The organism is Streptomyces sp. NPDC045431, from assembly GCF_040646655.1.
Classification (GTDB): domain Bacteria; phylum Actinomycetota; class Actinomycetes; order Streptomycetales; family Streptomycetaceae; genus Streptomyces.
Genome location: NZ_JBEZAQ010000006.1, coordinates 223,161 through 249,367, shown reverse-complemented (window position 1 = coordinate 249,367; position 26,207 = coordinate 223,161). Strand labels below are relative to the sequence as shown.

At 69.8% G+C, this 26,207-nt stretch carries 27 protein-coding genes; 16 read left to right on the top strand and 11 right to left on the bottom strand.

All coding sequences use genetic code 11. The annotated features are described in order from the left end of the window. Window position 1 precedes the first annotated feature (1 nt). From rplO to truA, 11 genes are all read left to right on the top strand, one after another. Complete coding sequence (rplO, locus tag AB0A69_RS16545) at window positions 2-457, top strand: 50S ribosomal protein L15 (RefSeq protein WP_361421396.1); 456 nt, start codon at window positions 2-4, stop codon at window positions 455-457. A gap of 260 nt (window positions 458-717) precedes the next feature. Continuing rightward, entirely contained in the window at window positions 718-2,037 is a 1,320-nt protein-coding gene (secY, locus tag AB0A69_RS16540) for a preprotein translocase subunit SecY (RefSeq protein WP_361421393.1), read from the top strand. Further along, window positions 2,037-2,702 carry an adenylate kinase gene (locus AB0A69_RS16535; protein WP_361421390.1) on the top strand — a complete coding sequence of 222 codons (666 nt, stop codon included), beginning with the start codon at window positions 2,037-2,039 and terminating at the stop codon, window positions 2,700-2,702. Before secY ends, AB0A69_RS16535 begins: the two co-directional genes overlap by 1 nt. A 127-nt stretch (window positions 2,703-2,829) precedes the next feature. Continuing rightward, the gene (gene map / locus AB0A69_RS16530) at window positions 2,830-3,666 is read left to right on the top strand and encodes a type I methionyl aminopeptidase (protein ID WP_361421387.1); all 837 of its coding nucleotides are present in this window, start codon (window positions 2,830-2,832) and stop codon (window positions 3,664-3,666) included. 184 nt (window positions 3,667-3,850) lie between these two features. After that, window positions 3,851-4,072 carry a translation initiation factor IF-1 gene (infA, locus tag AB0A69_RS16525; protein WP_003956442.1) on the top strand — a complete coding sequence of 74 codons (222 nt, stop codon included), beginning with the start codon at window positions 3,851-3,853 and terminating at the stop codon, window positions 4,070-4,072. A gap of 69 nt (window positions 4,073-4,141) precedes the next feature. Then, window positions 4,142-4,255 (top strand): 50S ribosomal protein L36, encoded by a 114-nt coding sequence (gene rpmJ, locus AB0A69_RS16520; RefSeq protein WP_003956441.1) that lies wholly within the window; start codon window positions 4,142-4,144, stop codon window positions 4,253-4,255. A gap of 203 nt (window positions 4,256-4,458) precedes the next feature. Beyond that, the gene (rpsM, locus tag AB0A69_RS16515) at window positions 4,459-4,839 is read left to right on the top strand and encodes a 30S ribosomal protein S13 (protein WP_064069941.1); all 381 of its coding nucleotides are present in this window, start codon (window positions 4,459-4,461) and stop codon (window positions 4,837-4,839) included. Window positions 4,840-4,903: 64 nt separating this feature from the next. Further along, a complete protein-coding gene (gene rpsK / locus AB0A69_RS16510) occupies window positions 4,904-5,308 on the top strand; it encodes a 30S ribosomal protein S11 (protein ID WP_003956432.1) in 405 nt (134 codons plus the stop codon). A 230-nt stretch (window positions 5,309-5,538) separates the two neighbouring features. Beyond that, window positions 5,539-6,561, top strand: coding sequence for a DNA-directed RNA polymerase subunit alpha (locus tag AB0A69_RS16505; RefSeq protein WP_023587013.1), 1,023 nt, complete (start codon window positions 5,539-5,541; stop codon window positions 6,559-6,561). Between the two features lie 84 nt (window positions 6,562-6,645). Next, window positions 6,646-7,158, top strand: a complete 513-nt coding sequence (gene rplQ, locus AB0A69_RS16500; RefSeq protein ID WP_351809138.1) for a 50S ribosomal protein L17 — start codon at window positions 6,646-6,648, stop codon at window positions 7,156-7,158. Between the two features lie 89 nt (window positions 7,159-7,247). Further along, window positions 7,248-8,129 (top strand): tRNA pseudouridine(38-40) synthase TruA, encoded by an 882-nt coding sequence (gene truA / locus AB0A69_RS16495; RefSeq protein WP_361421382.1) that lies wholly within the window; start codon window positions 7,248-7,250, stop codon window positions 8,127-8,129. On the opposite strand, the gene AB0A69_RS16490 is transcribed toward truA, so the two are convergent. Then, window positions 8,094-9,002, bottom strand: coding sequence for a hypothetical protein (locus tag AB0A69_RS16490; protein ID WP_361421379.1), 909 nt, complete (start codon window positions 9,000-9,002; stop codon window positions 8,094-8,096). The genes truA and AB0A69_RS16490 overlap by 36 nt on opposite strands. Window positions 9,003-9,049: 47 nt before the next feature. On the opposite strand from AB0A69_RS16490, the gene AB0A69_RS16485 reads away from it, so the two are divergent. Beyond that, on the top strand, window positions 9,050-10,678 hold the full coding sequence (locus AB0A69_RS16485; RefSeq protein WP_361421376.1) for an ATP-binding cassette domain-containing protein: 1,629 nt from the start codon (window positions 9,050-9,052) through the stop codon (window positions 10,676-10,678). A 34-nt stretch (window positions 10,679-10,712) separates the two neighbouring features. On the opposite strand, the gene AB0A69_RS16480 is transcribed toward AB0A69_RS16485, so the two are convergent. The 10 genes from AB0A69_RS16480 to AB0A69_RS16435 all read right to left on the bottom strand — a co-directional run bounded on the left by AB0A69_RS16480 (window position 10,713) and on the right by AB0A69_RS16435 (window position 20,955). Continuing rightward, window positions 10,713-11,567 (bottom strand): fumarylacetoacetate hydrolase family protein, encoded by an 855-nt coding sequence (locus AB0A69_RS16480; RefSeq protein ID WP_361421373.1) that lies wholly within the window; start codon window positions 11,565-11,567, stop codon window positions 10,713-10,715. After that, on the bottom strand, window positions 11,564-12,766 hold the full coding sequence (locus tag AB0A69_RS16475; protein WP_361421370.1) for an enolase C-terminal domain-like protein: 1,203 nt from the start codon (window positions 12,764-12,766) through the stop codon (window positions 11,564-11,566). The genes AB0A69_RS16480 and AB0A69_RS16475 overlap by 4 nt, the downstream gene beginning before the upstream one ends. Then, window positions 12,759-13,655, bottom strand: a complete 897-nt coding sequence (locus tag AB0A69_RS16470) for an alpha/beta fold hydrolase (RefSeq protein WP_361421367.1) — start codon at window positions 13,653-13,655, stop codon at window positions 12,759-12,761. The genes AB0A69_RS16475 and AB0A69_RS16470 overlap by 8 nt, the downstream gene beginning before the upstream one ends. Continuing rightward, window positions 13,652-15,349, bottom strand: coding sequence for a GH3 auxin-responsive promoter family protein (locus tag AB0A69_RS16465; RefSeq protein ID WP_361421364.1), 1,698 nt, complete (start codon window positions 15,347-15,349; stop codon window positions 13,652-13,654). Before AB0A69_RS16465 ends, AB0A69_RS16470 begins: the two co-directional genes overlap by 4 nt. A gap of 97 nt (window positions 15,350-15,446) precedes the next feature. After that, window positions 15,447-15,965 (bottom strand): flavin reductase family protein, encoded by a 519-nt coding sequence (locus AB0A69_RS16460; protein ID WP_361421361.1) that lies wholly within the window; start codon window positions 15,963-15,965, stop codon window positions 15,447-15,449. A 131-nt stretch (window positions 15,966-16,096) separates the two neighbouring features. Beyond that, entirely contained in the window at window positions 16,097-17,209 is a 1,113-nt protein-coding gene (locus tag AB0A69_RS16455; protein ID WP_361421358.1) for an LLM class flavin-dependent oxidoreductase, read from the bottom strand. A gap of 51 nt (window positions 17,210-17,260) precedes the next feature. Continuing rightward, window positions 17,261-18,529 (bottom strand): ATP-grasp domain-containing protein, encoded by a 1,269-nt coding sequence (locus AB0A69_RS16450; protein ID WP_361421355.1) that lies wholly within the window; start codon window positions 18,527-18,529, stop codon window positions 17,261-17,263. After that, window positions 18,526-19,836 (bottom strand): PLP-dependent aminotransferase family protein, encoded by a 1,311-nt coding sequence (locus tag AB0A69_RS16445; protein ID WP_361421352.1) that lies wholly within the window; start codon window positions 19,834-19,836, stop codon window positions 18,526-18,528. Before AB0A69_RS16445 ends, AB0A69_RS16450 begins: the two co-directional genes overlap by 4 nt. 1 nt (window position 19,837) lies before the next feature. Further along, the gene (locus tag AB0A69_RS16440; RefSeq protein WP_361421349.1) at window positions 19,838-20,164 is read right to left on the bottom strand and encodes a YciI family protein; all 327 of its coding nucleotides are present in this window, start codon (window positions 20,162-20,164) and stop codon (window positions 19,838-19,840) included. Window positions 20,165-20,208: 44 nt separating this feature from the next. Continuing rightward, window positions 20,209-20,955, bottom strand: coding sequence for an SDR family NAD(P)-dependent oxidoreductase (locus AB0A69_RS16435; protein ID WP_361421346.1), 747 nt, complete (start codon window positions 20,953-20,955; stop codon window positions 20,209-20,211). A 549-nt stretch (window positions 20,956-21,504) separates the two neighbouring features. Between AB0A69_RS16435 and AB0A69_RS16430 the strand changes: the two genes are divergently transcribed. The 4 genes from AB0A69_RS16430 to AB0A69_RS16415 all read left to right on the top strand — a co-directional run bounded on the left by AB0A69_RS16430 (window position 21,505) and on the right by AB0A69_RS16415 (window position 26,192). Further along, the gene (locus tag AB0A69_RS16430) at window positions 21,505-22,848 is read left to right on the top strand and encodes an MFS transporter (RefSeq protein ID WP_361421343.1); all 1,344 of its coding nucleotides are present in this window, start codon (window positions 21,505-21,507) and stop codon (window positions 22,846-22,848) included. A 77-nt stretch (window positions 22,849-22,925) separates the two neighbouring features. Then, entirely contained in the window at window positions 22,926-24,257 is a 1,332-nt protein-coding gene (locus tag AB0A69_RS16425) for a fatty acid desaturase (RefSeq protein ID WP_361421340.1), read from the top strand. A gap of 124 nt (window positions 24,258-24,381) precedes the next feature. Next, complete coding sequence (locus AB0A69_RS16420; protein WP_361421337.1) at window positions 24,382-24,819, top strand: cobalamin-dependent protein; 438 nt, start codon at window positions 24,382-24,384, stop codon at window positions 24,817-24,819. Next, window positions 24,816-26,192, top strand: coding sequence for a methylaspartate mutase (locus tag AB0A69_RS16415; protein WP_361421334.1), 1,377 nt, complete (start codon window positions 24,816-24,818; stop codon window positions 26,190-26,192). Before AB0A69_RS16420 ends, AB0A69_RS16415 begins: the two co-directional genes overlap by 4 nt. The last annotated feature ends 15 nt before the right edge of the window (window positions 26,193-26,207 follow it).

Sequence of the window (26,207 nt, the reverse complement as noted above, 5' to 3'; positions counted from 1 at the left end):
CATGGCGGAGCAGAACCCGCTGAAGGTCCACAACCTCCGTCCCGCCCCGGGCGCCAAGACCGCCAAGACCCGTGTGGGTCGTGGTGAGGCGTCGAAGGGTAAGACGGCCGGTCGTGGTACGAAGGGCACGAAGGCCCGCTACCAGGTTCCGGAGCGCTTCGAGGGTGGCCAGATGCCGCTCCACATGCGTCTCCCGAAGCTGAAGGGCTTCAAGAACCCGTTCAAGACCGAGTACCAGGTCGTGAACCTGGACAAGCTGGCCGCGCTCTACCCCGAGGGTGGCGAGGTCACCGTGGCCGACCTGGTCGCCAAGGGTGCCGTGCGCAAGAACCAGCTCGTCAAGGTCCTGGGCCAGGGCGACATCTCCGTGGCGCTGCAGGTGACGGTCGACGCCGTCTCCGGCTCCGCCAAGGAGAAGATCACCGCCGCCGGCGGTACCGTCACCGAGCTCGTCTGAGACGACTCGATGGCTTGAACATCCGACCGGGGATGCCTCTCAAAAGGGGCATCCCCGGTTGGTCGTTCCTAGGGGGGCATGTCCGCCGGTAAGGTGGCGTGCACTGTGTTGCTGTAATGACTTGGGGCATGCGCCCCGGGCCGCGCGGTCGGACCCCCGGGTCCGCCCCCGCGGTTTTTACTGACCACTGACTGATACGTATTCGTCGATCCTCAAGACCGTCACCTCTGACGCATAGCGCGGGGGTCGCAGGAGGCACCGTGCTCACCGCGTTCGCCCGGGCGTTCAAGACGCCCGACCTGCGCAAGAAGCTGCTCTTCACGCTCGGCATCATCGTGCTGTACCGGCTCGGGGCGCACGTCCCCGTGCCCGGGGTCAGCTACGAGAAGGTCCAGATGTGTGTGGACCAGGCCCAGCAGGGCAACAACAGCCTGTTCGGCCTCGTGAACATGTTCAGTGGCGGGGCGCTGCTGCAGATCACGATCTTCGCGCTCGGCATCATGCCGTACATCACGGCGAGCATCATCCTGCAGCTGCTGACCGTGGTCATCCCGCGTCTGGAAGCCCTGAAGAAGGAGGGGCAGTCCGGCCAGGCGAAGATCACGCAGTACACCCGCTACCTCACCGTCGCGCTGGCGATCCTCCAGGGCACCGGCCTCGTGGCCACCGCCCGTACCGGCGCCCTCTTCAGCAACTGCACCGTGGCCCGCGAGGTCGTCCCGGACCAGTCGATCTTCGTCACCATCACCATGGTGATCACCATGACCGCGGGTACGGCGCTCGTGATGTGGCTCGGCGAGCTCATCACCGACCGCGGCATCGGCAACGGCATGTCGATCCTGATGTTCATCTCGATCGCGGCCGGCTTCCCGGGTGCCCTGTGGGCCATCAAGGAGAGCGGCAAGCTCGCCAAGGGCTGGATCGAGTTCGGCACGGTCATCCTGATCGGCTTCGTCATGGTGGCGCTCGTCGTCTTCGTCGAGCAGGCCCAGCGCCGCATCCCCGTGCAGTACGCGAAGCGGATGATCGGTCGGCGGTCGTACGGCGGTACGTCCACGTACATCCCGCTCAAGGTGAACCAGGCGGGTGTGATTCCCGTCATCTTCGCGTCGTCGCTGCTCTACATCCCGGCACTGATCGCGCAGTTCTCGAACTCCACCGCGGGCTGGAAAACCTGGATCGAACAGCACTTCGTCAAGGGTGACCACCCGTACTACATCACCGTGTACTTCCTGTTGATCGTGTTCTTCGCGTTCTTCTACGTGGCCATCTCGTTCAACCCCGAGGAAGTCGCGGACAACATGAAGAAGTATGGTGGCTTCATCCCGGGCATCCGGGCTGGTCGACCTACTGCCGAGTACCTGAGCTACGTGCTCAACCGGATCACCTGGCCGGGCTCGCTGTATCTGGGTCTGATCGCTCTCGTGCCGACGATGGCGTTGGCGGGCTTCGGTGGCGCGAACCAGAACTTCCCGTTCGGCGGGACGAGCATCCTGATCATCGTGGGTGTGGGTCTGGAGACCGTGAAGCAGATCGAGAGCCAGCTCCAGCAGCGCAATTACGAAGGGTTCCTCCGCTGATGCGAATCGTCCTCGTCGGACCGCCCGGTGCCGGGAAGGGAACGCAGGCCGCGTTCCTTGCCGCGAACCTGTCGATTCCGCACATCTCCACGGGCGACCTCTTCCGTGCCAACATCAGCCAGGGCACGGAGCTGGGCCTCAAGGCCAAGTCCTTCATGGACGCCGGCGAGCTGGTGCCCGACGAGGTCACCATCGGCATGGCCAAGGACCGCATGGAGCAGCCCGACGCGGTGAACGGCTTCCTGCTGGACGGCTTCCCGCGCAACGTGTCGCAGGCCGAGGCGCTGGACGCGATGCTCCAGGCCGGGGACATGAAGCTCGACGCGGTGCTGGACCTGGAGGTCCCCGAGGACGAGGTCGTCAAGCGGATCGCCGGCCGTCGGCTGTGCCGCAACAACGACAAGCACGTCTTCCACGTGACGTACACCCCGCCGAAGACCGAGGGCGTCTGCGACGTCTGCGGCGGCGAGCTGTACCAGCGCGGTGACGACTCCGAGGAGACGGTCCGCCGCCGCCTGGAGGTCTACCACACGCAGACCGAGCCGATCATCGACTACTACAAGGCCCAGGGCCTGGTGGTCACGATCTCCGCGCTCGGCAAGGTCGAGGACGTGACCGCGCGCGCGATGGAGGCGCTGCGGGGCCGCGGCGAGCAGGCCGCCTAGCACTCTTCGTACGCGTCGTACGTGTCGTACACCGGCCGCGGTGCCCTTCGGGGCGCCGCGGCCGGTGTCGTACCGCCGTATCGTTGTCGGGTCACCCCGTTCTCCGTTTGGAAAGGCGTCAGCCGTCATGGTGCAGATCAAGACTCCCGAGCAGATCGCGAAGATGCGCGAGGCGGGGCTGGTCGTCGCCGCCATCCACGCGGCGACGCGCGAGGCGGCGGTTCCCGGGGCGACGACGAAGGATCTGGACGAGGTGGCGCGCAAGGTGCTCGCCGAGCACGGCGCCAAGTCGAACTTCCTCGGGTACGGCGGGTTCCCCGCGACGATCTGCACCTCGGTCAACGAGGTCGTCGTCCACGGCATCCCCAGCCAGGACGTCGTTCTCAAGGACGGCGACGTCATCTCCATCGACTGCGGCGCGGTCGTCGACGGCTGGCACGGCGACGCGGCGTACACCGCCTTCGTGGGCTCCGGTCACGCCCCGGAGCTGATCGAGCTCTCCCGGGTGACGGAGGAGTCGATGTGGCACGGCATCGCCGCCATGCGGAACGGCAACCGGCTGGTCGACATCTCGCGCGCCATCGAGACGTACATCCGCCGCCAGCCGAAGCCGGGCGGCGGCAAGTACGGGATCATCGAGGAGTACGGCGGCCACGGCATCGGCACCGAGATGCACATGGACCCGCACCTGCTGAACTACGTCTCCCGCAAGCGCGGCAAGGGCCCGAAGCTGGTCCCCGGCTTCTGCCTGGCCATCGAGCCGATGGTGTCGCTGGGTACGCCGCGCACGGAGGTCCTGGAAGACGAGTGGACCGTCATCACGACGGACGGCACCTGGTCCTCCCACTGGGAGCACTCGGTCGCCCTCACCGAGGAGGGCCCGCTGGTGCTGACCGCCCCCGATGGCGGCAAGGCGAAGCTGGCGGAGCTGGGCGTCACGGCGGCGCCGGACCCGCTGGCGTGATGTCGCCGGGCGGGGCCGGCCCGGGCCGATCCGCCTGCATAGTGATCTTCCGGCGTGGGCAGACTGAGCCCGATTCGTCTTTTCGAATGGCCTGACGTAGACTGATGCGTCGGCTCTCGTGTACCCGTGTGTCCACACACGGAGACGGAGAGTCGATCAAGGTAGCCGATTCGAAGGGCGAAGCGTGGCCAAGAAGCAAGGTGCCATCGAGATTGAGGGCACCGTGATCGAGTCCCTGCCGAACGCCATGTTCAAGGTGGAGCTCCAGAACGGTCACAAGGTCCTCGCGCACATCTCCGGCAAGATGCGGATGCACTACATCCGTATCCTCCCGGACGACCGGGTCGTGGTGGAGCTCTCTCCGTACGACCTGACGCGTGGCCGGATCGTCTACCGCTACAAGTAGATCTTGCCCGCACCGGCGCGGTGTTCTTCCGCGCGGGTGGTGGCACTGACCCGGAGAACCTCACATCCCATGAAGGTCAAGCCGAGCGTCAAGAAGATCTGCGACAAGTGCAAGGTGATCCGCCGCCACGGCCGGGTCATGGTCATCTGCGACAACCTGCGCCACAAGCAGCGCCAGGGCTGACGCACGCCATCCTGCACCTCGCAGTATCTTCGCGCGACGCGAGCAAACTCGTACATACGCAGCGCCCGTCCAAGCCCCTGACAGGGCTGACGACACCTCCGGCGGGGGCCGGGGACCTGGACGTACCACTTCTTTTGATCAAAAGGGGTCGGCGGCCACGGAGCGGTGCTGCGGAAGACCCCCGAACACACAGGAGCCATTGAATGGCACGCGTTTCCGGTGTTGACATCCCGCGCGACAAGCGCGTGGAGGTCGCACTCACCTACGTCTTCGGCATCGGCCGCACCCTGGCGAAGGAGACCCTCGCCTCCACCGGTGTGAACCCGAACACCCGCGTTCGTGACCTGTCCGAGGAGGACCTGGTCAAGATCCGCGAGTACGTGGACGCCAACCTCAAGACCGAGGGTGACCTCCGTCGCGAGATCCAGGCCGACATCCGCCGCAAGGTCGAGATCGGCTGCTACCAGGGTCTGCGTCACCGCCGCGGTCTGCCGGTCCACGGTCAGCGCACCAGCACGAACGCTCGTACCCGCAAGGGCCCGCGTCGCGCCATCGCCGGCAAGAAGAAGCCGGGCAAGAAGTAGTCCGCAGCGGACGACTGTCCACGGTCTTCGCTGTAGGACCGACCACCTCCCGTAGGAGTAAGACATGCCCCCCAAGGGTCGTCAGGGCGCTGCCAAGAAGGTGCGCCGCAAGGAAAAGAAGAACGTCGCTCACGGCCACGCGCACATCAAGAGCACGTTCAACAACACGATCGTGTCCATCACGGACCCGAGCGGCAACGTGATCTCCTGGGCCTCCGCCGGCCACGTCGGCTTCAAGGGCTCGCGCAAGTCCACCCCCTTCGCCGCGCAGATGGCCGCCGAGTCGGCCGCCCGCCGCGCGCAGGAGCACGGCATGCGCAAGGTCGACGTCTTCGTCAAGGGTCCCGGCTCCGGCCGTGAGACCGCGATCCGCTCCCTCCAGGCCACCGGCCTCGAGGTCGGCTCGATCCAGGACGTCACCCCCACCCCGCACAACGGCTGCCGTCCGCCGAAGCGCCGCCGCGTCTGACGCACGGCTCGGCCGCGGTGCGGCGGTCTGCTGGGGGTCCGGGGGTTATCCCCCGGGAATTCGCAGCACGGCTGCCGTCCGCCGAAGCGCCGCCGCGTCTGACGCACGGGCACGGTTGCTGCTTGTTCTGTGAGGTTCCGGGCGGTACGGCTCTTCGGGGGCGTGCCGCCCGTACCCTTGCAATCAGAGGACGTCAAATAGCGGGCGTCCACGACTGAAGGAAACACACCATGCTTATCGCTCAGCGTCCCTCGCTGACCGAAGAGGTCGTCGACGAGTACCGCTCGCGGTTCGTCATCGAGCCCCTGGAGCCGGGCTTCGGCTACACGCTCGGCAACTCGCTTCGCCGTACGCTCCTCTCCTCGATCCCGGGTGCGGCCGTCACGTCCATCCGCATCGACGGTGTCCTGCACGAGTTCACCACCGTGCCGGGCGTCAAGGAGGACGTCACCGACCTCATCCTCAACATCAAGCAGCTGGTCGTGTCGAGCGAGCACGACGAGCCGGTCGTGATGTACCTGCGCAAGCAGGGCCCGGGCCTCGTGACCGCGGCCGACATCGCCCCGCCGGCCGGTGTCGAGGTGCACAACCCCGACCTGGTGCTCGCCACGCTGAACGGCAAGGGCAAGCTCGAGATGGAGCTGACCGTCGAGCGCGGTCGCGGCTACGTCTCCGCCGTTCAGAACAAGCAGGCGGGCCAGGAGATCGGCCGCATCCCGGTCGACTCCATCTACTCGCCCGTCCTCAAGGTCACCTACAAGGTCGAGGCGACCCGAGTCGAGCAGCGCACCGACTTCGACAAGCTGATCGTCGACGTCGAGACCAAGCAGGCGATGCGTCCGCGTGACGCCATGGCCTCCGCCGGTAAGACCCTGGTCGAGCTCTTCGGCCTGGCGCGCGAGCTCAACATCGACGCCGAGGGCATCGACATGGGTCCGTCCCCGACGGACGCCGCGCTCGCCGCGGACCTGGCGCTGCCGATCGAGGAGCTGGAGCTCACGGTCCGCTCGTACAACTGCCTCAAGCGTGAGGGCATCCACTCCGTGGGTGAGCTCGTGGCGCGCTCCGAGGCCGACCTGCTCGACATCCGCAACTTCGGTGCGAAGTCGATCGACGAGGTCAAGGCGAAGCTGGCCGGCATGGGCCTGGCCCTGAAGGACAGCCCGCCCGGATTCGACCCGACCGCCGCCGCCGACGCCTTCGGCGCCGACGACGACGCGGACGCGGGCTTCGTCGAGACCGAGCAGTACTGACTGATTGCTGCCCGTAGGCGTCCGCCTGCGGGGTCCTGACACCGGTACCTGATACGGCCGGTGCAGATCACAAGGAGAAACACCATGCCGAAGCCCGCCAAGGGTGCCCGTCTGGGCGGCAGCGCCGCGCACGAGAAGCTGCTTCTCGCGAACCTCGCGAAGTCGCTGTTCGAGCACGGCCGCATCACCACGACCGAGGCCAAGGCCCGCCGCCTGCGTCCGGTCGCCGAGCGCCTGATCACCAAGGCGAAGAAGGGCGACATCCACAACCGTCGCCTGGTGCTGCAGACGATCACGGACAAGGGCATCGTCCACACGCTCTTCACCGAGATCGCCCCGCGCTACGCCGAGCGCCCGGGTGGCTACACCCGCATCACCAAGATCGGCAACCGTCGTGGCGACAACGCCCCGATGGCTGTGATCGAGCTGGTCGAGGGTGAGATCGCGAAGAAGGCGACCGTCGCCGAGGCCGAGGCCGCGACGAAGCGCGCGGTCAAGGAGGCCGACGAGGCCAACGCCAAGGTCGACGAGGCGAAGGCCGACGAGGCCGAGGCCAAGGCTGACGAGGCCAAGGCCGAAGAGTCCAAGGACGCCTGAACCGCGTTCTGAAGGCTGACGGACGGGCCCGTTCCCCTCGCGGGGGGCGGGCCCGTTCCGTTGTGTCGCGCGCTTGAGAGGATGGACGCGTGAGCGATGAGGTGAAGCCCGGTTTCGTACGGGTGCGGCTGGACCTGTCCTACGACGGCAAGGACTTCCACGGCTGGGCCAAGCAGGCCGGCGGCCAGCGGACCGTGCAGGGCGAGATCGAGGACGCGCTGCGGACGGTGACGCGGTCGTCGGAGACGTACGAGCTGACCGTGGCCGGGCGGACCGACGCCGGGGTGCACGCGCGCGGGCAGGTCGCGCACGTCGACCTGCCGGAGGCGCTGTGGGCCGAGCACCGGGACAAGCTGCTGCGGCGGCTGGCCGGGCGGCTGGCGCACGACGTGCGGATCTGGCGCGTCGAGGAGGCTCCGGCCGGCTTCAACGCGCGGTTCTCCGCGATCTGGCGGCGGTACGCGTACCGGGTGACGGACGATCCGGGCGGTGTGGACCCGCTGCTGCGGGGCCATGTGCTGTGGCACGACTGGGCGCTGGACGTCGACGCGATGAACGCGGCCGCCGAGCGGCTCGTCGGCGAGCACGACTTCGCCGCGTACTGCAAGAAGCGCGACGGGGCGACCACCATCCGCACGCTCCAGGAGCTGCGCTGGGAGCGGCTGCCGTCCGGGGTGCTGGAGGCCACGGTCCGGGCGGACGCCTTCTGCCACAACATGGTGCGCTCGCTGGTGGGCGCGCTGCTCTTCGTCGGCGACGGGCACCGGCCGGTGGAGTGGCCCGGGAAGGTGCTGGCCGCGGGCGTGCGGGACTCGGCCGTCCATGTCGTACGGCCGCACGGGCTCACGCTGGAAGAGGTCGGCTACCCGGCCGACGAGTTGCTGGCCGCCAGGAACCTGGAGGCCCGCAACAAGCGGTCACTGCCGATCTCGGTGTCAGCCGGCGGGCGCGGGGGAGGCGGCTGCTGCTGACGCCTGGGCGCGGCCGCGGGCGTAGATCTGGTTGAAGGCGAAGGTGCCGACGTCGTCGCTGGTCTTGAAGACGACGTCGTCCGCCTTCGTCACCTTCTTGCCGCTGGTGTATCCCGCCTGGGTGAAGTAGGCGTATCGGCCGAGGGAGTTGGCGCGGCGCAGGCAGACCGTCTTGGCCTGGCAGAAGCCCCCGACGCCGGACCCGGCGAGCGGGGCGACGCCGCCCTGGACCTGCTCCTTGGCCTTGAGCGCGGCGGCCGTGGTGTCGAAGAGCGCGACGCCCACGGTGATGGCGACGCCGTCCTTCTCGTACGTGGCGCGGATCACGCGGCTGCAGCCGTGCTTCGTGAGGACCGGGCCGAGGCCGGCCTGGACGGCGGCGGTGCAGTCGGTGGTGGAGCTGGTCGCGCCCTTGTCGTAGACGCGGTCGCCCATCGTGAGCGTCTTGCCCGGGAAGAGGGACTCGGGGGTGAGGGGCGCCTTGTCCTTCTGCGCGGTGGAGATGAAGTCCATCGGGTTCGGCGGGGGCGGGGGAGCGACGGAGGAGAAGGACGGCTGCGGCTTGGTGGTGTCGGTGGGCAGCTCGGGGGTGGAACTGCCGGTGCCGGACGCCTTGTTGTCGTCACCGCCCTTGTTGGCCGAGACGATCGCGACCGCGATGATCGTGCCGATGGCGGCGGTGGCGAGCGCGCCGCCGCCGATGAGCAGCCAGCGCCTGCGCCGGGCCCGTGCCTCGGAGGCTTCGGCGAGCGCGCTCCAGTCGGGCGTGCCGGCGTCGTAGGACTGCTCGTACGACGGCGGGTACGGCTGCTGGTGCTGCTGGTACGGCCGGTGCGGCTCTTGCGGCGGCCACTGCGATCCCCCAAAGCTCATGCCGCGCATCCTAATGCGGTTGGGACGGGGGCTCTTCCCCGGAGAGAATGCGCTCCATGGGTCATGTAGAGGTCGCGCATCTGGAGTACTACCTGCCGGACGGTCGGATCCTGCTCGGCGATGTGTCGTTCCGGGTGGGCGAGGGCGCGGTGGTGGCCCTGGTGGGAGCGAACGGCGCCGGCAAGTCGACGCTGCTGAAGCTGATCGCGGGGGAGCTCCAGCCGCACGGCGGTGCGGTGACCGTCGGGGGCGGGCTGGGTGTCATGCCGCAGTTCGTCGGGTCGGTACGGGACGAGCGGAGCGTGCGCGACCTGCTGGTGTCGGTCGCGCCGGCGCGGATCCGGGAGGCGGCGGCCGCGGTGGACGCCGCCGAGCACCGCATCCTGACGGTCGACGACGAGGCCGCGCAGATGGCGTACGCGCAGGCGCTGAGCGACTGGGCGGAGGCGCGGGGGTACGAGGCCGAGACCGTCTGGGACATGTGCACCATGGCGGCGCTGGGAGTGCCGTACGAGAAGGCGCAGTTCCGTGAGGTGCGCACGCTGAGCGGCGGCGAGCAGAAGCGGCTCGTCCTGGAGGCGCTGCTGCGCGGGCCCGAGGAGGTCCTGCTGCTGGACGAGCCGGACAACTACCTGGACGTGCCCGGCAAGCGGTGGCTGGAGGAGCGGCTCGCCGAGACGCGCAAGACGGTGCTGTTCGTCTCGCACGACCGGGAGCTCCTGGCGCGGGCCGCCGAGAAGATCGTGGCCGTGGAGCCGGGTCCCGCGGGGTCGGACGTGTGGGTGCACGGGGGCGGCTTCGCGACCTTCCACGAGGCGCGGCGGGAGCGGTTCGCGCGCTTCGAGGAGCTGCTGCGGCGCTGGGAGGAGAAGCACGCGCAGCTCAAGCAGCTGGTCAACACCCTGAGGAACAAGGCCGCGTACAACGACGGGCTGGCCTCCCGCTACCAGGCCGCCCAGACGCGGCTGCGGAAGTTCGAGGAGGCGGGCCCGCCGCCGGAGCCGCCGCGGGAGCAGGACATCCGGATGCGGCTGCGCGGCGGGCGGACCGGGGTGCGGGCGGTGACCTGCTCCGGGCTGGAGCTGACCGGGCTGATGAAGCCCTTCTCGCTGGAGGTCTTCTACGGCGAGCGGGTCGCCGTCCTCGGTTCCAACGGCTCCGGCAAGTCGCACTTCCTGCGGCTGCTGGCGGGGGAGGACGTCGCCCACACCGGCACGTGGAAGCTCGGCGCGCGGGTGGTGCCGGGGCACTTCGCCCAGACCCACGCGCACCCGGAGCTGCTGGGCCGGACGCTCGTCGACATCCTGTGGACCGAGCACGCCAAGGACCGGGGCGGGGCGATGTCCGCGCTGCGGCGGTACGAGCTGGAGCGCCAGGGCGACCAGCCCTTCGACCGGCTGTCGGGCGGGCAGCAGGCGCGTTTCCAGATCCTGCTGCTGGAGCTGTCGGGCACGACGGCCCTGCTGCTCGACGAGCCGACGGACAACCTGGACCTGGAGTCGGCGGAGGCCCTGCAGGTGGGCCTGGAGGCGTACGAGGGCACGGTCCTCGCGGTCACGCACGACCGGTGGTTCGCGCGGGCCTTCGACCGCTTCCTGGTGTTCGGCGCGGACGGGGTCGTCCGCGAGTCCGCCGAGCCGGTGTGGGACGAGCGGCGGGTGGACCGGGCCCGGTAGCCGTGAGGGACCCGGTCCACCCGCCGCGCCGTGGTCAGGGGGCCGACACCGGGTGGGACAGCTCCACACCGTGCGTGGTGAACCGCATCTCGACGCGGTCCCCGTCGGCCATGGTGAAGCCGCTGTGGAAGCTGCTGCGGTCCGCGCCGAGGTAGACGTAGTGCACTCGGCCGGGGTGGAGCAGGGCCTCGTGGGAGAACAGGCCGGCCATCATGTCCCGCAGGCCGTAGTGGAGCGCCTTGACGCCCGTGGTGAAGGTGCCCTCCCAGGCCGGTGCGCCGTCGCGTGCGATGGTGACCTCGCCGGTGACGTGGCGGGGCGGGGTGCCCAGGAACAGCCAGGGGGCCACGCCCGCGTCGCAGAGCTTGGCGTACGACAGGTGGCCGTTGTGGCGCTTGAAGCGGCCGATGTCGGTGAGGTCGTTGCCGAAGGTGTAGCCGGCGTACTGCGGGGTGCGGTGCTCGTCGGTGACGTAGACGAGCACGACCTCCGCCTCCTCCGTCAGCGCGACGGAGCCGGCGGGCGCGCGCAGCGGCTCGCCGGGGACCTTCAGGACGTCGCCGAGGCCCTTGAAGAACCAGTTGGGCTGCGTCTGCGTGCTGTCGTCGACCTTGACGTTGTGGGTGGCCATGAAGCCGCTGACCATGGCGTCGCCGGCCGACTCCGGCAGCAGCGGAGGCCGGAAGCGTACGTCGGCGGGCGCCGCCTCGGCCGGGGTGCGGCCCTCGGTGACGGCGGCGACGAACGCCTCCGTGTCGCCGCCCGCCGCGAGCAGGGCGGCCCGCAGGTCGGTGTCGCCCAGCGGGTAGAGGCGCAGGACGGTGTCCTCGGGCGAGCCGAGACCGAAGTGCCGCGCGCCCCGGTGGACGCACTCGTACAGGACCGTCAACGTGGGTTCTCCTTGCGGGTGAGGGGGGACCAGCGGCCGTCGGCCCAGGTCAGGGCGGCCCAGGGCGCGGCCGATGGGGTCAGGCGGAGCCCGAAGCCGGGTCCGGGGGGCGGGGCGAGGGTGTTGGCCCGGCGGTCCACCAGGGGGCGCGGCGAGACGATCATCTCGGGGCCGGGGAAGAACCGGTCGGACTGCCCGGCCTCGACGGTCAGGGCGTCGGGGCTGCGGAAGGCCAGCGCGCGGCCGGCGTTGATCAACGGGCCGGTCTCCGCGACCTGGACGCCGATCTGGAAGGCGAGGCCGGCGCTTCGGGCGTACGCGACCAGGCGGGCGGCGTTCAGCAGGCCGCCGTTCTTCGCGACGCGTACGTTGACGGCGTCGCAGGCCTCGGCGGCCACGGCCGCCCGGGCGTCCGCGAGCGTGCACACCGACTCGTCCAGCATCACGCGGATGCCGGACTCGCGGCGCAGCGTGCGCAGGGCGTCCCAGGAGCGCCGGGGCAGCGGCTCCTCGACGAGCTCGGCACCGGCGTCGCGCAGCCGGCGCGCGTACGGCACGGCGGTCTCGGGGGTCCAGCTCATATTGGCGTCCACCATGACGGGGACCTTCGGGCCGAGCCGGTCCCGGATGGCGCCGACCGTGCGGACGTCGCGGTCGATGTCCTCCGACGCCTTGACCTTGACGAAGTGGAAGGGGCCGCGGGTGTCGAGGAACTCGTCGACGTCCAGGCTGAGGTCGAGGACCTGCGACACGGGCAGGGTGGCGGGTGCCGGGAAACCCTCCAGGAGGTCGGCGGCCGGGACGGAGAGCCGGTGCGCGAGGAGGTCGAGGACCGCCGTCTCCAGCAGGCAGACGAGGTTGTTGTACGCGCCGGGCCGCTCCGGTGCCTCGGGTGGCAGGTCCACGCCCGCCGCCGCGAAGCCGTCCCGCCGCAGCCGGTCGAGGAGTTCCTCCGGCGGGACCTCGCGCAGCCGTGCGAACAGCCCGTCCAGCGGGACCCCGCGCAGCTCCTCCGTGACGCTCGCGGTCGTCTCGCCCGTGACGTACGCGCGCGGCGCGCACTCCCCGAGGCCGGTCACCCCGTCGACGGTCAGGCTCAGCACGAGGCTGTCGCTGGCGGAGCGGCGGGCCGCCGGGTGGTCGAAGCCGACGCGCATCGGCAGCGCCACCCGGTACAGCCGGGCCTCGGCCTCAGACATCGCGGTCCACGGCCTGGAGCAGGGTGTAGGCGGACGCCCAGTCGACCACGTCGTCGCGGACGTCGGTGTAGAAGAGGTAGTGCCGGTCGGTCGGGAACTTGATGATCATGCCCCGGTCGGAGACCATCCGGTTGAACACCCGGTGGGTGTCGTCGAGGTCGACGATCGGGTCGGTCAGGCCGGAGACGAACGCCGCGGGAGCCTCCGGGAGTTCGCGCCGGTCCGGGTGGTGCGGGTCCAGGTAGAGGCGCTCCAGCCCCAGCAGGGTGGCGCGGGAGCGGCGGGTGATCTCCCGCAGGGCCAGGTCGTCGTGGTCGATGAAGTGCCGGTAGCGGGGGTCGTCGGTGAAGTCGTGCGACTTCAGTCCCGCGTCCCACAGCTCGGTGGACCGCTCGGCGGCCAGCGCCGCGCGCTCCTCCCCGCCGAGCAGCGAGTGCAGCCGGCCCAGCCACGTCGAGCAGTAGACGGCGGCGTCGTAGCGGACGTCGAAGGCGGAGTGGTGCAGCAGGGCGGCGAGGAAGGAGCCGCCCAGGCAGTGCCCGAACAGCGTCAGCGGGATCTCGTCGCCGATCAGCTTCCGTACATGCGCGAGCGCGCCGGTGTAGTCGGAGATCACCGTGTCCACGTCGGGTATCTCGTGGCGCGGCCCGCCGCTGATGCCGCTGCCGCGCCGGTCGAGCACGAAGAACGCGATGTCGTTGTCGGCGAATCTCGGCCCCACCTCCCACAGCCATCCGGCGTGGCTCTGGAGCCCGTGGAGGTAGAAGACCGCCCCCTTGGTCCGCTCCCGGGGCCGCCACAGGTGGAGCGCCAGGTCGGTGCCGTCGTCGGCCGCGAGCGTGATGATCTCCCGGCGGAGGTTCTGCGGCGGCCTCTTCGTCTCGATCACCGGTGCGCTCCCGTCGCTGCCGTCGCCGCCGTCACGCCGAGGAGGTCGGCGGCGAAGTCCGTGTCCTTCTGGAAGGGCTTGTACTTGTACTGGGTGGCGTTGCCCTGCTGGCGGCGCGCTTCGGTGTAGGCGGCGATGGCGCCGTGCGGGACCGTGGCGAAGGAGAGCGGGCCGAGGCGGCCGCTGCTCCGCTTGGACGCGTACTCGATGTTGATGACGCCCAGCGCGCGGTCCACCGCCTCCGACAGGGCCCGGTCCAGGTCGGGTCCCGGCTCGGTGGCCTCGCCGACGACCACGTAGTAGGGCGGTTCGGCCCACTGCGGTCCGCACATGTAGAGCCCGACGGGCATCCCCCGGTCGCCGAGGGCCTGCTCGATGGCCTGGGTGACCTGCACTTCGGTGATCTTCTCGCCGGTGAAGGAGTGGTAGATGTCGTCGCGCTGCACGAAGTGCACCCAGGGGGTGCCGTCCACGATCCGGTCGACGCGGTAGACGTCCCCGCTCCACAGCCGGTGCAGGCCGTTGGCCTGCGTCATGATCAGGTGGTAGTCGCGGCCCTCCTCCACCTCGTCGAAGAGCAGGGTGTCGACCCCCTCGCCCGCGTCCAGCAGTGCGCCCAGCTCCACCCCGGCCGGTACGAACTCGAAGAAGGCCTGGTTGACGGCGAGGGGCTGGCTGTCGAGGGAGTCGTCGACCGGGATGGTGGTCACGCCCTCGGTGCCGCAGCTCATGAACGGCATGGCGGCCACGCCCGGCAGCACGGTGTCCAGCCGGGACTGGTAGAGCCCGGCCGAGGACGACAGCCAGCAGCTGTAGAGGCGCAGCGAGGGCCAGACGTCCGTGAGGGCGAACTCGCTCCGGTCCAGGACGCCTTGCAGGTGGCGGGCCGCCTCGGGGTCGGGGTCGGTGTACGGCTTGCCTTCGAGGGTGCCCTCGGCGAGGTCGCGGACCAGGTCGGGGCCGTGCTCGGCGACCAGGTCCCGCAGCGAGATCAGGGTGCTCGGGTTGATGGCCGAGACGAAGTGCAGGTCCTTGCCCACGAGGTGGCGGATCCGGTGGTACATCCGCCCGGCGTGCGAGGACGGCGCCTCGGTGCCGAACCACGGGGCCGCGGACCACGGCGGGTTCCAGTCGCGGCTGTTGATCCGCGGGTGGCGGTTGCTGATCGCCTGGTACTGGACGCCGTACAGGAAGTCGTCGACGTCGTCGTACACGGTCTGCGTGTCGAGCGTGGCGTGCGGGTGGGCGAGGATCTCGGGGTGGTGCTCCATGTACGTGCCCCACATGGCCTGCATCGCCGGGATGCGGTAGGTCAGCAGCCAGTGCAGGGTGTACGGGATGCGCTTGGGGACGTCGGTCGTGCCGCTCGTCTTCAGCCAGCGCAGCACCGGGCTGCACGACAGGACCCCGCCCTTGGTGCGGGTCTCCCGGTCGATGTCCTCGGTGAAGTCGGCGTACCGCATCACCGGGACGACGTCGCGGAAGGCCGCCGGGTCGGCGGCGACGGCGTCGTACCCCCGCTCCTTCCAGCGCAGCGAGTCGGCGCACAGGGCGATGATGTCGTTCAGGACCCGCTGCTGGGCCGCGTAGGGGTCCTTGAGGTCCGCCAGCAGGGTGGCGCGGGCCTGCCGGCACTCCTCGGCGAAGGGGCTGCGGCGCGTGTTCCAGTGCTCGTGCCAGTGCGAACTGCCCACGGCTTCGGTATCTCCCTCAACTCGTTCTGACAGTGGTGCCGGTGAACTGGTGAGTCATGGCTCCGGTGGCCGCCGAATGGCTCGGGCGACGGCCGGCTCAGGCGCCGACGCTCCGGGCGACGAGCCCGCGGAACCGGCCCGCGTGGAAGACGAGCGGCTCCGCGGAGTCCGCCAGGGCGCCCTCGGCCGCCGACGCGACCACCAGTTCGTGGTCTCCGGTGGGGTGGATCGCGGTGATCCCGCAGTCCAGCCAGGCCAGTCCGTCGGCCGGGATGGGGTGCCCGGCCCTGGTGTACGCCCAGTCGCGGCCGGCGAACCGGTCGGCACCGCGCTCGCTGAACAGGCGGCACAGCTCGGCGTGGCGCTCGCCGAGGATGGTGACCGCGAAGCTCCCCGTCGCCCGGATGTCCGGCCACGTGGTCGAGGTGTACGCCGCGCACAGCGCGATGAGCGGCGGGTCGAGCGAGACGGAGGTGAACGAGTTGACGGCCATCCCCACCGGGCCGTGCGCCGCCTGTGCGGTCACGAGCACGACTCCGGTGGTGAAACGGCCCAGAATGTCACGGAACGAGCGCTGATCCAAAGGGTGTTGTACCGGCTCGGTCTGTTGCAGCATGCGATGCGTTTCCACTCGGTCCGGCGGACGGTCTTGGTCGGCGGTGAGGGCTTCGGTCACCGGCGGCGCGGGCGTCCCGGGATTGCCGGGACGCCGCGCTCGTCGGCGAGACGCAGTGGGGCGGGCGCGGCCTACCGCGCCGCGCGGGCGGCGATCGCCCAGTCGACGGCCTCCTGGGGGCGGGCCGCGGCACCGGTGATCTGCGGGGCCACGTACCGGGCGAGCAGCTCCAGGCTGCGGTTGGTGTTCTCGTACGAGGTCCAGTCCGCCACGTACACCAGGAGGGTGCCGAAGCCGCCGGTGGCCTCCTGCATGCGGCGGATGCCGGCGACCACCTCGTCGACGGAGCCGACCAGGGCGCCGCCCGCCTCCACGCGGGCCTCCAGGAGCTTCTCGCGCGGGGTGCCGGGGGGCTGGACCTCGCGGCCGGCGGCCTTGCCGAAGTACTCGAAGAGCCAGCGGTCGTAGCCCTCGCGGACCTCGTCGAACGCCTGCTTGCTCGTCTCGGCGACGTGCACCGGGAGGGCGATGCGCCAGTCCTCGCGGCGGATGGTCCGCCCGAACTCGTCGGCGGCCTCCTCGGCGTGCTTCCACTGCTGGGCCAGTCCGATGTGGTCCGGCGCGCCCGGGGTCATCAGGGCGAACGGCAGCGCGAAGGAGGTCATGCTCAGCCCGTACCGGCCGACGAGGCGGGGGCTGGTCACCGAGGTGCCGGAGGTGGCCATGGCGACCTCGATCGGGCCGGGGCCGAAGCGGGGCAGCTGGAGCTTGGCGTCGTTCAGCTCGTACCAGTCCGTCTTCTGCGTGACGCGCTCCTCGCCGTTGACCAGCTCCAGGACGGTCGGCAGGGCCTCGTCGAGGCGCTTGCGCTGCACCTTCGGGTCGAGGCCGAACATGCCGGCGTCGAAGGGCACGCCCGGGCCGACGCCCAGGATGTAGCGGCCCCGGGCGAGGTGGTGCAGGTGCACCGCGCGGCTGGCGACGTGGAAGGGGTGGTGCCCGGAGAGCGGGACCACGCCGTGCGCGAGCTTGATCTGCCGGGTGCGCTGGCTCGCGGCGGCGATCATGGTTTCCGGGGCGCCGACGAGGCCCCAGCCCAGGGTGTGGTGCTCGCCGAACCACGCCTCGTCGAAGTTCAGGCGGTCGGCGTGCTCCACCAGGTCGAGATTGCGGTGAATCGCCAGATGCGGGTCCTGACCCGTCTCGTGGACGGGTGACAGGAAGAGGCCGATACGGCTGTGCACTGCTGTCCTCCAGCATGGGTGGTGTGGTGAGGAAGGCGAGGGGCCGCGTGGTCAGGCGAGGCGGTAGACGGAGTCCTTCAGCTCGCGTGCCGTCTCGTAGTCGGCGACGAGCTGTCGTTCGTCGGCCGAGGTCAGGTAGATCCTCATGGCGGCCGTCAGCAGGTCGGTGGTGGGGCGGATACGGGCGCCGGGCGCGTACTTGACGCTGGTGAGGAACACACTGGGCAGCGCGTTGATGCGGGCGACGACGTCCTGGTCGACCTCCGCCACCACACCGTCGAGGGTGGTGCCCGGGTTGTAGCTGTACGCGGAGCGCAGCTTGCGGTAGATCCGACCGGCGTACTCCCGGAGGAACTCCTCCGGGCGGGTGTAGGCCAGTGCGGCGAGCCCGGCCTGGTCGTCGCCCAGGCACAGTTCCTGGAAGCCGGGGTTGAGCTGGCCGTTGAGGCGCGTGGCGATCTCGACCAGGACCGGGCCCCGGTCGGTGGCGATGACCTCGGCGTGGGCCGGGCCCCAGCGGACGTCCAGTGCGTCGAGGACGTCGTGGATGTAGTCGATCAGCGCCGCGACCGGCTCCTCGTCCGGCGAGACGAGGATGTCGCGGTTGTAGATGTTCTGACCGGAGGGCAGCAGGATCTTGTCGTACTTCCAGACGCCGGAGACGTACCGCCGGCCGTCGCAGCTGACCGTGTCGACGACGTACTCCTGGCCCCTGAGGTACTCCTGGACGAGCACCTCGGTGTTGGCCGAGCCGAAGATGTCGCGGGTCCCGAGGACGCGGCGGGCGGCGGCGGCCACCTCCTCGGCGCTGTCGCAGACGAACACGCCGTCGGAGGCGGCGGAGCTGATCGGCTTGACCACCACGGGCCAGCTTCCGTGGTCCTGCGCCCACTTGACGACGAGGTCCGCGTCGTCGCTCTTGAACTGCTCCGCGCAGCGCACCCCGGCGCGGCGAAGGGCCTCGATCATCTCGTACTTGTCGCGGCGGGCGGCGGAGAGCGCGGTGCCGTTGGACTTCACGCCGAGCGCCTCGGAGAGGCGGTCGGCAAGCTGCACGGCGGACTCCTGCCCGGGCACGACGGCGACGGGGGCGTACGGGCGGAGCAGCTCGACCAGCCGGTCCTCGTCGGAGCAGACGATGTTCTCGGCGTACGCGGTGAGGTCGGGCGCGAGCATCGTCGGGATGAGCTCCGGCGTGCTCTGTACGTGGATGACGCGGGCGCCGGCGGCGGTGAAGGCCGCGGGGTAGAAGTTGCCGGCCGAGTAGCCGTCCACGACGACGGCGGTCGGCTGTGCGGCGCCCGGCTGTGCGGTGGTCATGCCCGCACCTCCGGGGTCTCGCGCGGGGTCTCCTTGATGAAGCGGGCCAGGCGGGAGATGCCCTCGCGGATCGCCTCCGGCGCCAGGTTGCTGAAGCCGAGCCGCATCTCCCGGTCGCCGCCGCCGTCGAGGTAGAACATGCTCATGGGCGCCCAGCTCACCCGGTAGTCCCTGGCGGAACGTTCCATCGCTGCGAGGTCCGCGGTGAAGGGGACGGTCAGGGTGAGGAAGAAGCCGCCGCGCGGGGTGTTCCAGCTGACACCGTGGTCCTCGCCGGCCGGGAAGTGCTCGGCCAGCGCCTCCAGGGTGGCGTCCAGCCGCTCCAGGTAGACCGCGGCGAGCTCACGGGTGGCGGAGCGCAGGTCGTAGTCGTGCTCGACGAGGATGCCGCCGATCACCGCCTGGGAGAGGGTGGAGGACCCGACCGTGAACATCGCCTTGGCCTTGGAGAGGCTCTGCGCGAGGGTGCGGGTGGCCCCGGTGGCGTCGGTGACCTCCTGGTCCGCGACCAGGTAGCCGAGGCGGGCGCCCGGGAAGGCCGACTTGGCGAACGAGCCGAGGTAGGCGACCCGGCGCTCGGTGTCCAGCGACTTCAGCGTCGGCATCGACTCGCCGTCGCGGGCGAAGAGGCCGTACGGGTTGTCCTCCAGGATCACGAAGTCCTCTTCGGCGGCCACCTCCAGGAGCCGCTTGCGGGCCTGCAGGGGCAGCACCGTGCCGGACGGGTTGGAGAAGTCGGGCACCAGGTAGAGCGCGACCGCGCGCTTGCCCTCGGCCCGTACGGCGCGGGCGGCCTCGGCCACGGCCTCGGGGTCGAGCCCGTCGGGGCCCTCCAGGATGCCGCGGACGGGGACGTCGAGCATGCGCGCGGCGCCCCGGATGCCGACGTACGCGGGGGAGACCGACAGCAGTACGTCGTCGGGGGAGGCGCACAGGCCGCGCAGGGCGACCAGGGCCGCCTCCTGGAAACCGTGCGTGATCATGACCGCCTCGGGTGGGACATCGATGTCCTCGTCCCGCTTCAGCATGCGGGCGACCTCCTCCTGGATCAGGCCGTTGACCGGCCCGTACTGGAAGAGGAGCCGGGTGATGCGCTGCTCCGGCACACCCTTGTCCCGCAGGTACTTGATATAGCGGTCCACGTAATAGGTGAGATTCCCCAGATCGTGGTTCCCGTCGTACGGCGCGCCCGACGAGAAGGAGAGCGCGTCCGGGAAGCGCAGCGCCGTCTCGCTGAGGATCCGCATGGAGTCCATTTCGGGATCGGCGATTCCCCCGTGCAATGCGTCCTGCTGGAACGAGAGCATGTCAGCGGTTTCCTTCCGCGCTGGTGACTTCTTCCGACGGGTTCAGCGCGGATATCCAGCTGCCTTTACCCGGGTTCCATTCACGGATACGAGTGCTCGCCACGATTCCGCCTTTTACATACGGCTCGTCGTCCAGAATCCGCTGGAGTTCGTCGCGGTCGGCCGCCTCATAGAGCAGGAGTCCGGCGTTCTCTCCCACGAGCGGGCCGCCGAGCAGCAGGACTCCGCTGTCGGCCAGCCGGTAGAGGTTCTCGGCATGTGCCGGATGCAGGCCCTGGCGGCCGGCCCGGTCGACGTTGTACTCGAATTCGACGACAAACTTCGCCACACCAGCTCCTTGTGCGCTTTTTCTTACGAGGGTGGGGGTGGCCCTCACATGTAGAGGCCGCCGTTGATGTCGATGACGGAGCCCGTGGAGTAGCCGGCGCTCTCCGAGCACAGGTGCAGGACGCTGCCCACGGCTTCGGACACCGTGCCGTAGCGGCCCATGGGCAGCCGGGACAGCACGGCCTTCTTGGACTCCTCGTCGCGCTGCTCGAAGGCCCGCGCCACGCGCTCGGTGGCGATCGGGCCGTGGGCCACCACGTTCACCACCACGCCGGTTCCGGCCAGTTCGTAGCCCATCTGCTTGGTCATGCCGATGACGGCCGCCTTGGCCCCGACGTAGGCGGCGTTGTTGAAGTGGCTGTACGTACGGCCGCCCGCGGAGGCGAAGTTGACGATGCGTCCGTAGCCGTCCTGGACCATCCGCGGCGCGCACACCTTGATCGCGATCCAGGTGCTGACCACGTTCTCCAGGTACGTCTCCTCGAAGTGGGAGCGCTGCAGGTCGGCGTAGCCGATGACGCGGGTGTCCCCGCCGACGCCGTTGACCAGGATGGAGGGGGCGTGCTGCTCGACGACGGAGGTCAGCAGGCGCTCGGCGGCGGGGATGTCGGTGATGTCGCCCACGACCACGTCGACCTTGGTCCGCGGGGCCAGCTCGTCCGCGAGGCGCCTGACGGCCTCCTCGTTCCTGTCGAACAGGACGAGTGAGTGCCCTTCCTCGGCCAGTCCTCGGGCGGTCTCGGAGAGAATTCCACCGGCGGCACCGATCAGGAGTGCAGTACGTGCGGTCACTCTACTTCTCACCTGGCTTGTCTGGGTTCATGACCCTGAACGGGCGGTGCAGGGCCCTTTGTGGGGGGTTGAACAGTGCCTCATGCCGGTTCGGCCGATTTGCCGTGGTGATCACATTGGCGGAATGCAGGCTTCCCGATATCCGCGCATGGCAGCAGGCCAGGGGAGGGTAAACCGCCCCCCGGTCGGCACCTCCCAGACCATCACACCAACCTCAGCCCATGTCAACGCGTCAAGACGGTTCGTTCGTCCAATGTTCGTAAAGGAGTCAACAACGCCGGGCCAGTGTCGCGGATCCCTTGCGCAAGGCCGAGATATCGTCAATCCTTGCCGACTGACGTGTCCGAGTAACGTCGGTACCGGGCAAGGGGGTGGGTGTGGCCGAATCCTTGTGGCGAGAATTCAGCCATTGGCCCGCTCTTTTCAGCCGCTTCTGTTCTTGGCCATTTTCCGTACCCGCAAAGACTGGCGAACCGGGGCCCACCCGCCCCGCTCCGATGGAATCTCCGCACAACGGCGGTTCCGGACCAACCACCGGATGAACGGACCATGCGACCCAACTCTCCGTGGCGAATACGTGACTTCCGCACCCTTTTCACCGCGTCCGCGCTCAGCCAGCTCGGCACCAACATCGGCTACGTGGCCATGCCGCTCGTCGCCGTGGCCGCGCTGGACGCCCGCCCCGGCCAGGTGGGCGCGCTGGCCACCCTGAGCACCGTCGCCTTCCTGGTCATCGGCCTGCCGGCCGGGGCCTGGGTGGACCGGCTCAGCCACCGGCGGGTACTGATCACCGCGGACCTGTGCCGGGCGCTGCTCTTCGCCACCGTGCCGCTGGCCTGGTGGCTGGATGTGCTCACTCTCGGCCAGCTCTACGCCGTGGTCCTGCTCAACGGCTGCGCCACCGTCTTCTTCGACGTGGGTTCGCAGAGCGTGCTGCCCCAACTCGTCGGGCGGGACGGTCTGGTTCAGGCCAACGCCGACATCAACACACTGATCGCGGCGGGCAACGTGGCCGGGCGCGGTGCGGGCGGCGGACTGGTCGCCCTGCTCACGGCGCCCGTGGCCGTACTCGTCACCGCCGGGGCGCACCTGGCCTCGGCGCTACGGCTCACCGGCATCCGGCAGACCCCGGCGGCGGGCGCCCCGGCCGGCACCTCGCCCGGGCGGTCGTCCGCCGGGCAGTCGTCCGCCGGGCAGCCGACCGCAGGGCAGAAGACCACGGGGCAGCAGGCCGCCGCACGGAAGCCCGCCGGACTGCGGACCCAGATCGCGGAGGGCGTACGGCACGTCTTCGGAAACCCGGAGCTCAGGGCGCTCGCGCTCACCGCGGCGCTGGGCAACCTGGGCTCCGCGATCGTGAACACCATGCTGCCGGTCTGGTTCGTCCGCGAACTGGACCTCTCGCCCGGGGCGCTCGGGCTCTTCTGGGCCGCCGGCGGGGTGGGGCTGCTGGTCGGGGCGCGCTGCGCCCGGCCGGTCGCGAGCCGCCTCGGCTACGGGCGCACCCTCGGTCTCGCCGGGCTGTGTTTCGCGCCCGCGGGGCTGCTGGTGCCCCTGGTCGACCGGGGGTTCTGGCTGCTCCTCGCCGGAACCGGATGGTTTCTGGCCATGTTCAAGGTCGGCATGGACAACGTCATCGGCGTCAGCCTGCGCCAGCGGATGACCGCCGACGTCCTGCTCGGCCGGATGAACGCCACCTTCCGGTTCCTTCTCACCGGCGCGCTCGCCGTCGGCGCCGCGGTGTCCGGCGTGCTGGGCGAGCTCGCCGGCGTACAGGCCACCCTGTGGGTCGGCGGAGTCTTCATGGCCACCGCCTTCCTGCCGGTCTTCCTTTCCCCGGTGCGCTCCCGGCGGGAGCTGCCCGAACAGCAGGCACATAACACGGCGGCGTGAATTCGCGCCGAATTGTTTATGGCAAGGCGGCGGGGAGGTGATCAAACCTTCCACTAACGTGTTGACCTTGGCGGCGAGTGCCTGCGAAGATCAACGACGCACCCAGTCACAGACTTTATGTGACACCGATTGCGGATGCGCTGGACAGCGCCCCTCCTGCCGGTGTCAATTTGATCCTGACCTTGAGGAGTGCGATGGCGGCCATCGAAAGTGGCTTCCGAACCGAAGGCATTGCGGATTACTCGGATCCTCGCGAAACCATGCGCGCCCTGCCTCGGTTCCTTCAGTATCCGCTCACGCTGTTCACGGGAAAGCCGATAGCCGGGCAGAAACCCCTGTCCTGGTGGACCCCCGGATTTCACCTGACCACCGCCGGACTGTCCATGCTGCTCGGTCTCGCGATCAGCTGCACCGGCATGGGCCTGGGCGGCTTCTGGCTGCTGCTCCTGCTGCCCGGCTGGGCCGTCACCCTGCACGGCATGCGCAACCTGCGCATGATGATCTACCACCAGTGCTCGCACCGGAACATGTACCGCAAGCGCCGTCTGGACGCCGCGATCGGCCGCGCGACCTCCAGCCTGCTGATCATCCAGAACTTCGCCCGCTACAGCCGCGAGCACGTCAGCGACCACCACGCGGCACACCACATGACGCTGCGCGACCCCACGGTCCAGGCGTTCCTGGTCAGCCTGGACCTGCACCCGGGAATGACGCGCCGGCAGATGTGGCGCCGCGTTCTCGGCAAGATCTTCTCGCCCTGGTTCCACCTCAACTTCGCGGTGGCGCGCGCCCGTTCCTTCTGGCACGACTCCGACACCAGCGAGAAGGCGACCAGCGTCGCGCTCTACGGAGGCGCCGTGGCCGCCACCGTCGCCACCGGCACCTGGCCGATGCTGGTCGTCGCCTGGCTGGTGCCGCTCTTCCCGCTGTTCCAGGTGAGCAACACCCTGCGGCTGTGCGTGAAGCACACCTTCCCCGCGGCGGACGTGACCGAGCGCCGCGGCAAGGAGTACTTCGGCAGCCTGACCAACGCCATCTTCATCGGCGAGGCGGCACCCTCCCCGGCCCTGCCGCCGGTGCGGCGCGTCGCCGCCTGGGGGAGATGGGCCACGCGGATGCTGTTCGTGCACGCGCCCGCGCGCTACCTCGTCCTGACCGGTGACACCGTCGTCCACGACTTCCACCACCGCTACCCCTCGACGCCGAAATGGGCGAATTACATCTTCGAGCGCCAGGCGGACGCCGACAAGGGAAGCCCCGGCTGGCCGGAATACCGCCATGCCTGGGGTCTCGTGGCCGCGATCAACCTCGTCTTCGACTCGCTGTCCGTCGCCGACCCGGAGGAATACAGCGTCACCCGGCTTCGTGAAGTCAGCAAGCGCGAACTTTTCGCCGCGTTCGACGACTGACGTCCGACCGGTAAGAAACCGGCAAGCAACCGACATTCAATCGGTAATCAGTCGGTAAGCGACCGGTCTCCGAGTCCGCCGTCCTGAGAAGAAATTCCGTCCACAAGACTTCCGGGGGTTCTCCATGCGGCACGAAAATGCAACCCGCACCGTCATTCTCGGTGTGGCGGCCAGCGACGCCCACGTCGTGGCCAACCAGCTCATCGCCCACGCCCTGCGCGCCCAGGGTTTCCACGTCGTCAACGTCGGCACCTGCACCTCGGTCGCGGAGTTCGCCGAAGCGTACGCCGAGCACCCCGAGGCCGAGGCGGTCATCATCGGCAGTCTCAACGGGCACGCCTACGAGGACCTCCAGGACCTGCCCGCCGCCCGCGCCCAGGGGCTCCTGGACTGCCCGGTGATCCTGGGCGGCAACCTCTCCGTGGGCAGCTACAAGGACCCGGCCCACCTCGACCGGTTCTACGGGCTCGGCGTCGACGTCATCCTGTCCGACCCGGAGCTCCTGCCGGCGACCCTGGACGAGCTCCGGCTCCGTACCGCGCAGCCGACCGCCGCCTCATGAACGAAGCCGTACCACCGGCGGTGCCCCCCGAGCTCCCCACGCCCGCCGAGTCCGTCGCCTACGTCCGGCGGCTGGGGAAGCCGACCGCCGCCGAGGTGCTGCACGCGGCCCGCTCCGCCGGGCGGGTCGCGCTGCAGCCGCGCTGCGGCGTCGGCTCGCACGCCCAGATGATGACCCTGCTGCGGGACCTGGAACGGCACGCCAAGCCGGACATCCTCACGCTCACCATCGACTCGCACACCCGGCTGAAACGTTTCGACAACGCCCGGGCCGCGCTGCTGCGCAACTCGGCCGAGCTCAACGGCTACCCCCTGGTCACCCACGGCTGGCAGCGGGGCCGCGAGCTGAACGAAGCCGTGGCCGCGCCCCTGGAGGTGCGCCACGGTTCCCCCGACGCGCGCCTGCTGTTCGAGACCTCGGTGGCGTCCGGCATCACCTCCTTCGAGGGAGGCGGGATCTCGTACAACCTGCCCTACTCCAAGGCCGTGCCGCTGGGCGAGTCGCTGGCCGCCTGGCGCGAGGTGGACGCGCTCTGCGGCGACCTCGCCCGGCGCGGACTCGTCATCGACCGGGAACTGTTCGGCACGCTCACCGCCGTGCTCGTCCCCCCGTCCGTCTCGCTCGCCGTCAGCGTCCTGGAGGCCGTGGCCGCCGCACGCGAAGGGGTGCGGTGCATCTCGGTGGCGTACCCCCAGGGCGGCCACGTCGAGCAGGACGTGGCCGCGCTGCGGGCGATCCCCGCCCTCGCGGCCCGCTACCTCCCCGAGGACGTCGAAGTCCACGCCGTACTCCACGAGTTCATGGGCGTCTTCCCCAGGGAGCGGTCGCACGCCGAGGACCTCATCCTCTACGGCGCGCTGGTCGCCCGGCTCGGCGGCGCCAGCAAGCTCATCACCAAGACGTACCTGGAGGCCTACGGCATCCCCGACACCCGCGCCAACATCGACGGGCTGCTCCTCGCCTCCCGCGCCAACTCCCCGCTCCTGGACTTCATCGCGCTCGACGAGGACCGGGTGGGCCGCGAACTGGAGTGGATCCTCGAAGAGGTGGCGGAGATCGTGGAGCCGGTCCTCGCAACCGCCTGCCTCCACAAGGAGATCGAGGCGGCGTTCGCGGACGGACGGCTGGACATCCCCTTCAGCGCCAGCCGTTACGCCCGTTCCGAAGTGATCCCCCGCCGCGCCGCGGACGGTGCCATACGCTACCTGGACCCGGGGTCACTCCCCTTCTCCGACCGTACGCGCCGACGCAACGAGGCGAGCCTCGCCGCCACGGGAGGCGGCGCCCGCATCGGCGACATGGTGAAGGGGCTGACGTCGGACATCAACTACTTCCTGAACGTCTTCGGCGAGAGTCCCGCAGCACCGTCCTGACCCGGCGGCGGCCGG

Coding starts and splice junctions, on each gene's coding strand:
- AB0A69_RS16445 (WP_361421352.1), bottom strand. CDS start 19,836: ATGCTCTCGTTCCAGCAGGACGCATTGCACGGGGGAATCGCCGATCCC.
- rplO (WP_361421396.1), top strand. CDS start 2: ATGGCGGAGCAGAACCCGCTGAAGGTCCACAACCTCCGTCCCGCCCCG.
- AB0A69_RS16475 (WP_361421370.1), bottom strand. CDS start 12,766: ATGTCTGAGGCCGAGGCCCGGCTGTACCGGGTGGCGCTGCCGATGCGC.
- AB0A69_RS16485 (WP_361421376.1), top strand. CDS start 9,050: ATGCGCTCCATGGGTCATGTAGAGGTCGCGCATCTGGAGTACTACCTG.
- AB0A69_RS16415 (WP_361421334.1), top strand. CDS start 24,816: ATGAACGAAGCCGTACCACCGGCGGTGCCCCCCGAGCTCCCCACGCCC.
- AB0A69_RS16460 (WP_361421361.1), bottom strand. CDS start 15,965: ATGCTGCAACAGACCGAGCCGGTACAACACCCTTTGGATCAGCGCTCG.
- AB0A69_RS16505 (WP_023587013.1), top strand. CDS start 5,539: ATGCTTATCGCTCAGCGTCCCTCGCTGACCGAAGAGGTCGTCGACGAG.
- AB0A69_RS16430 (WP_361421343.1), top strand. CDS start 21,505: ATGCGACCCAACTCTCCGTGGCGAATACGTGACTTCCGCACCCTTTTC.
- AB0A69_RS16490 (WP_361421379.1), bottom strand. CDS start 9,002: ATGAGCTTTGGGGGATCGCAGTGGCCGCCGCAAGAGCCGCACCGGCCG.
- AB0A69_RS16450 (WP_361421355.1), bottom strand. CDS start 18,529: ATGACCACCGCACAGCCGGGCGCCGCACAGCCGACCGCCGTCGTCGTG.
- rpmJ (WP_003956441.1), top strand. CDS start 4,142: ATGAAGGTCAAGCCGAGCGTCAAGAAGATCTGCGACAAGTGCAAGGTG.
- rpsM (WP_064069941.1), top strand. CDS start 4,459: ATGGCACGCGTTTCCGGTGTTGACATCCCGCGCGACAAGCGCGTGGAG.
- rpsK (WP_003956432.1), top strand. CDS start 4,904: ATGCCCCCCAAGGGTCGTCAGGGCGCTGCCAAGAAGGTGCGCCGCAAG.
- AB0A69_RS16535 (WP_361421390.1), top strand. CDS start 2,037: ATGCGAATCGTCCTCGTCGGACCGCCCGGTGCCGGGAAGGGAACGCAG.
- map (WP_361421387.1), top strand. CDS start 2,830: ATGGTGCAGATCAAGACTCCCGAGCAGATCGCGAAGATGCGCGAGGCG.
- rplQ (WP_351809138.1), top strand. CDS start 6,646: ATGCCGAAGCCCGCCAAGGGTGCCCGTCTGGGCGGCAGCGCCGCGCAC.
- AB0A69_RS16420 (WP_361421337.1), top strand. CDS start 24,382: ATGCGGCACGAAAATGCAACCCGCACCGTCATTCTCGGTGTGGCGGCC.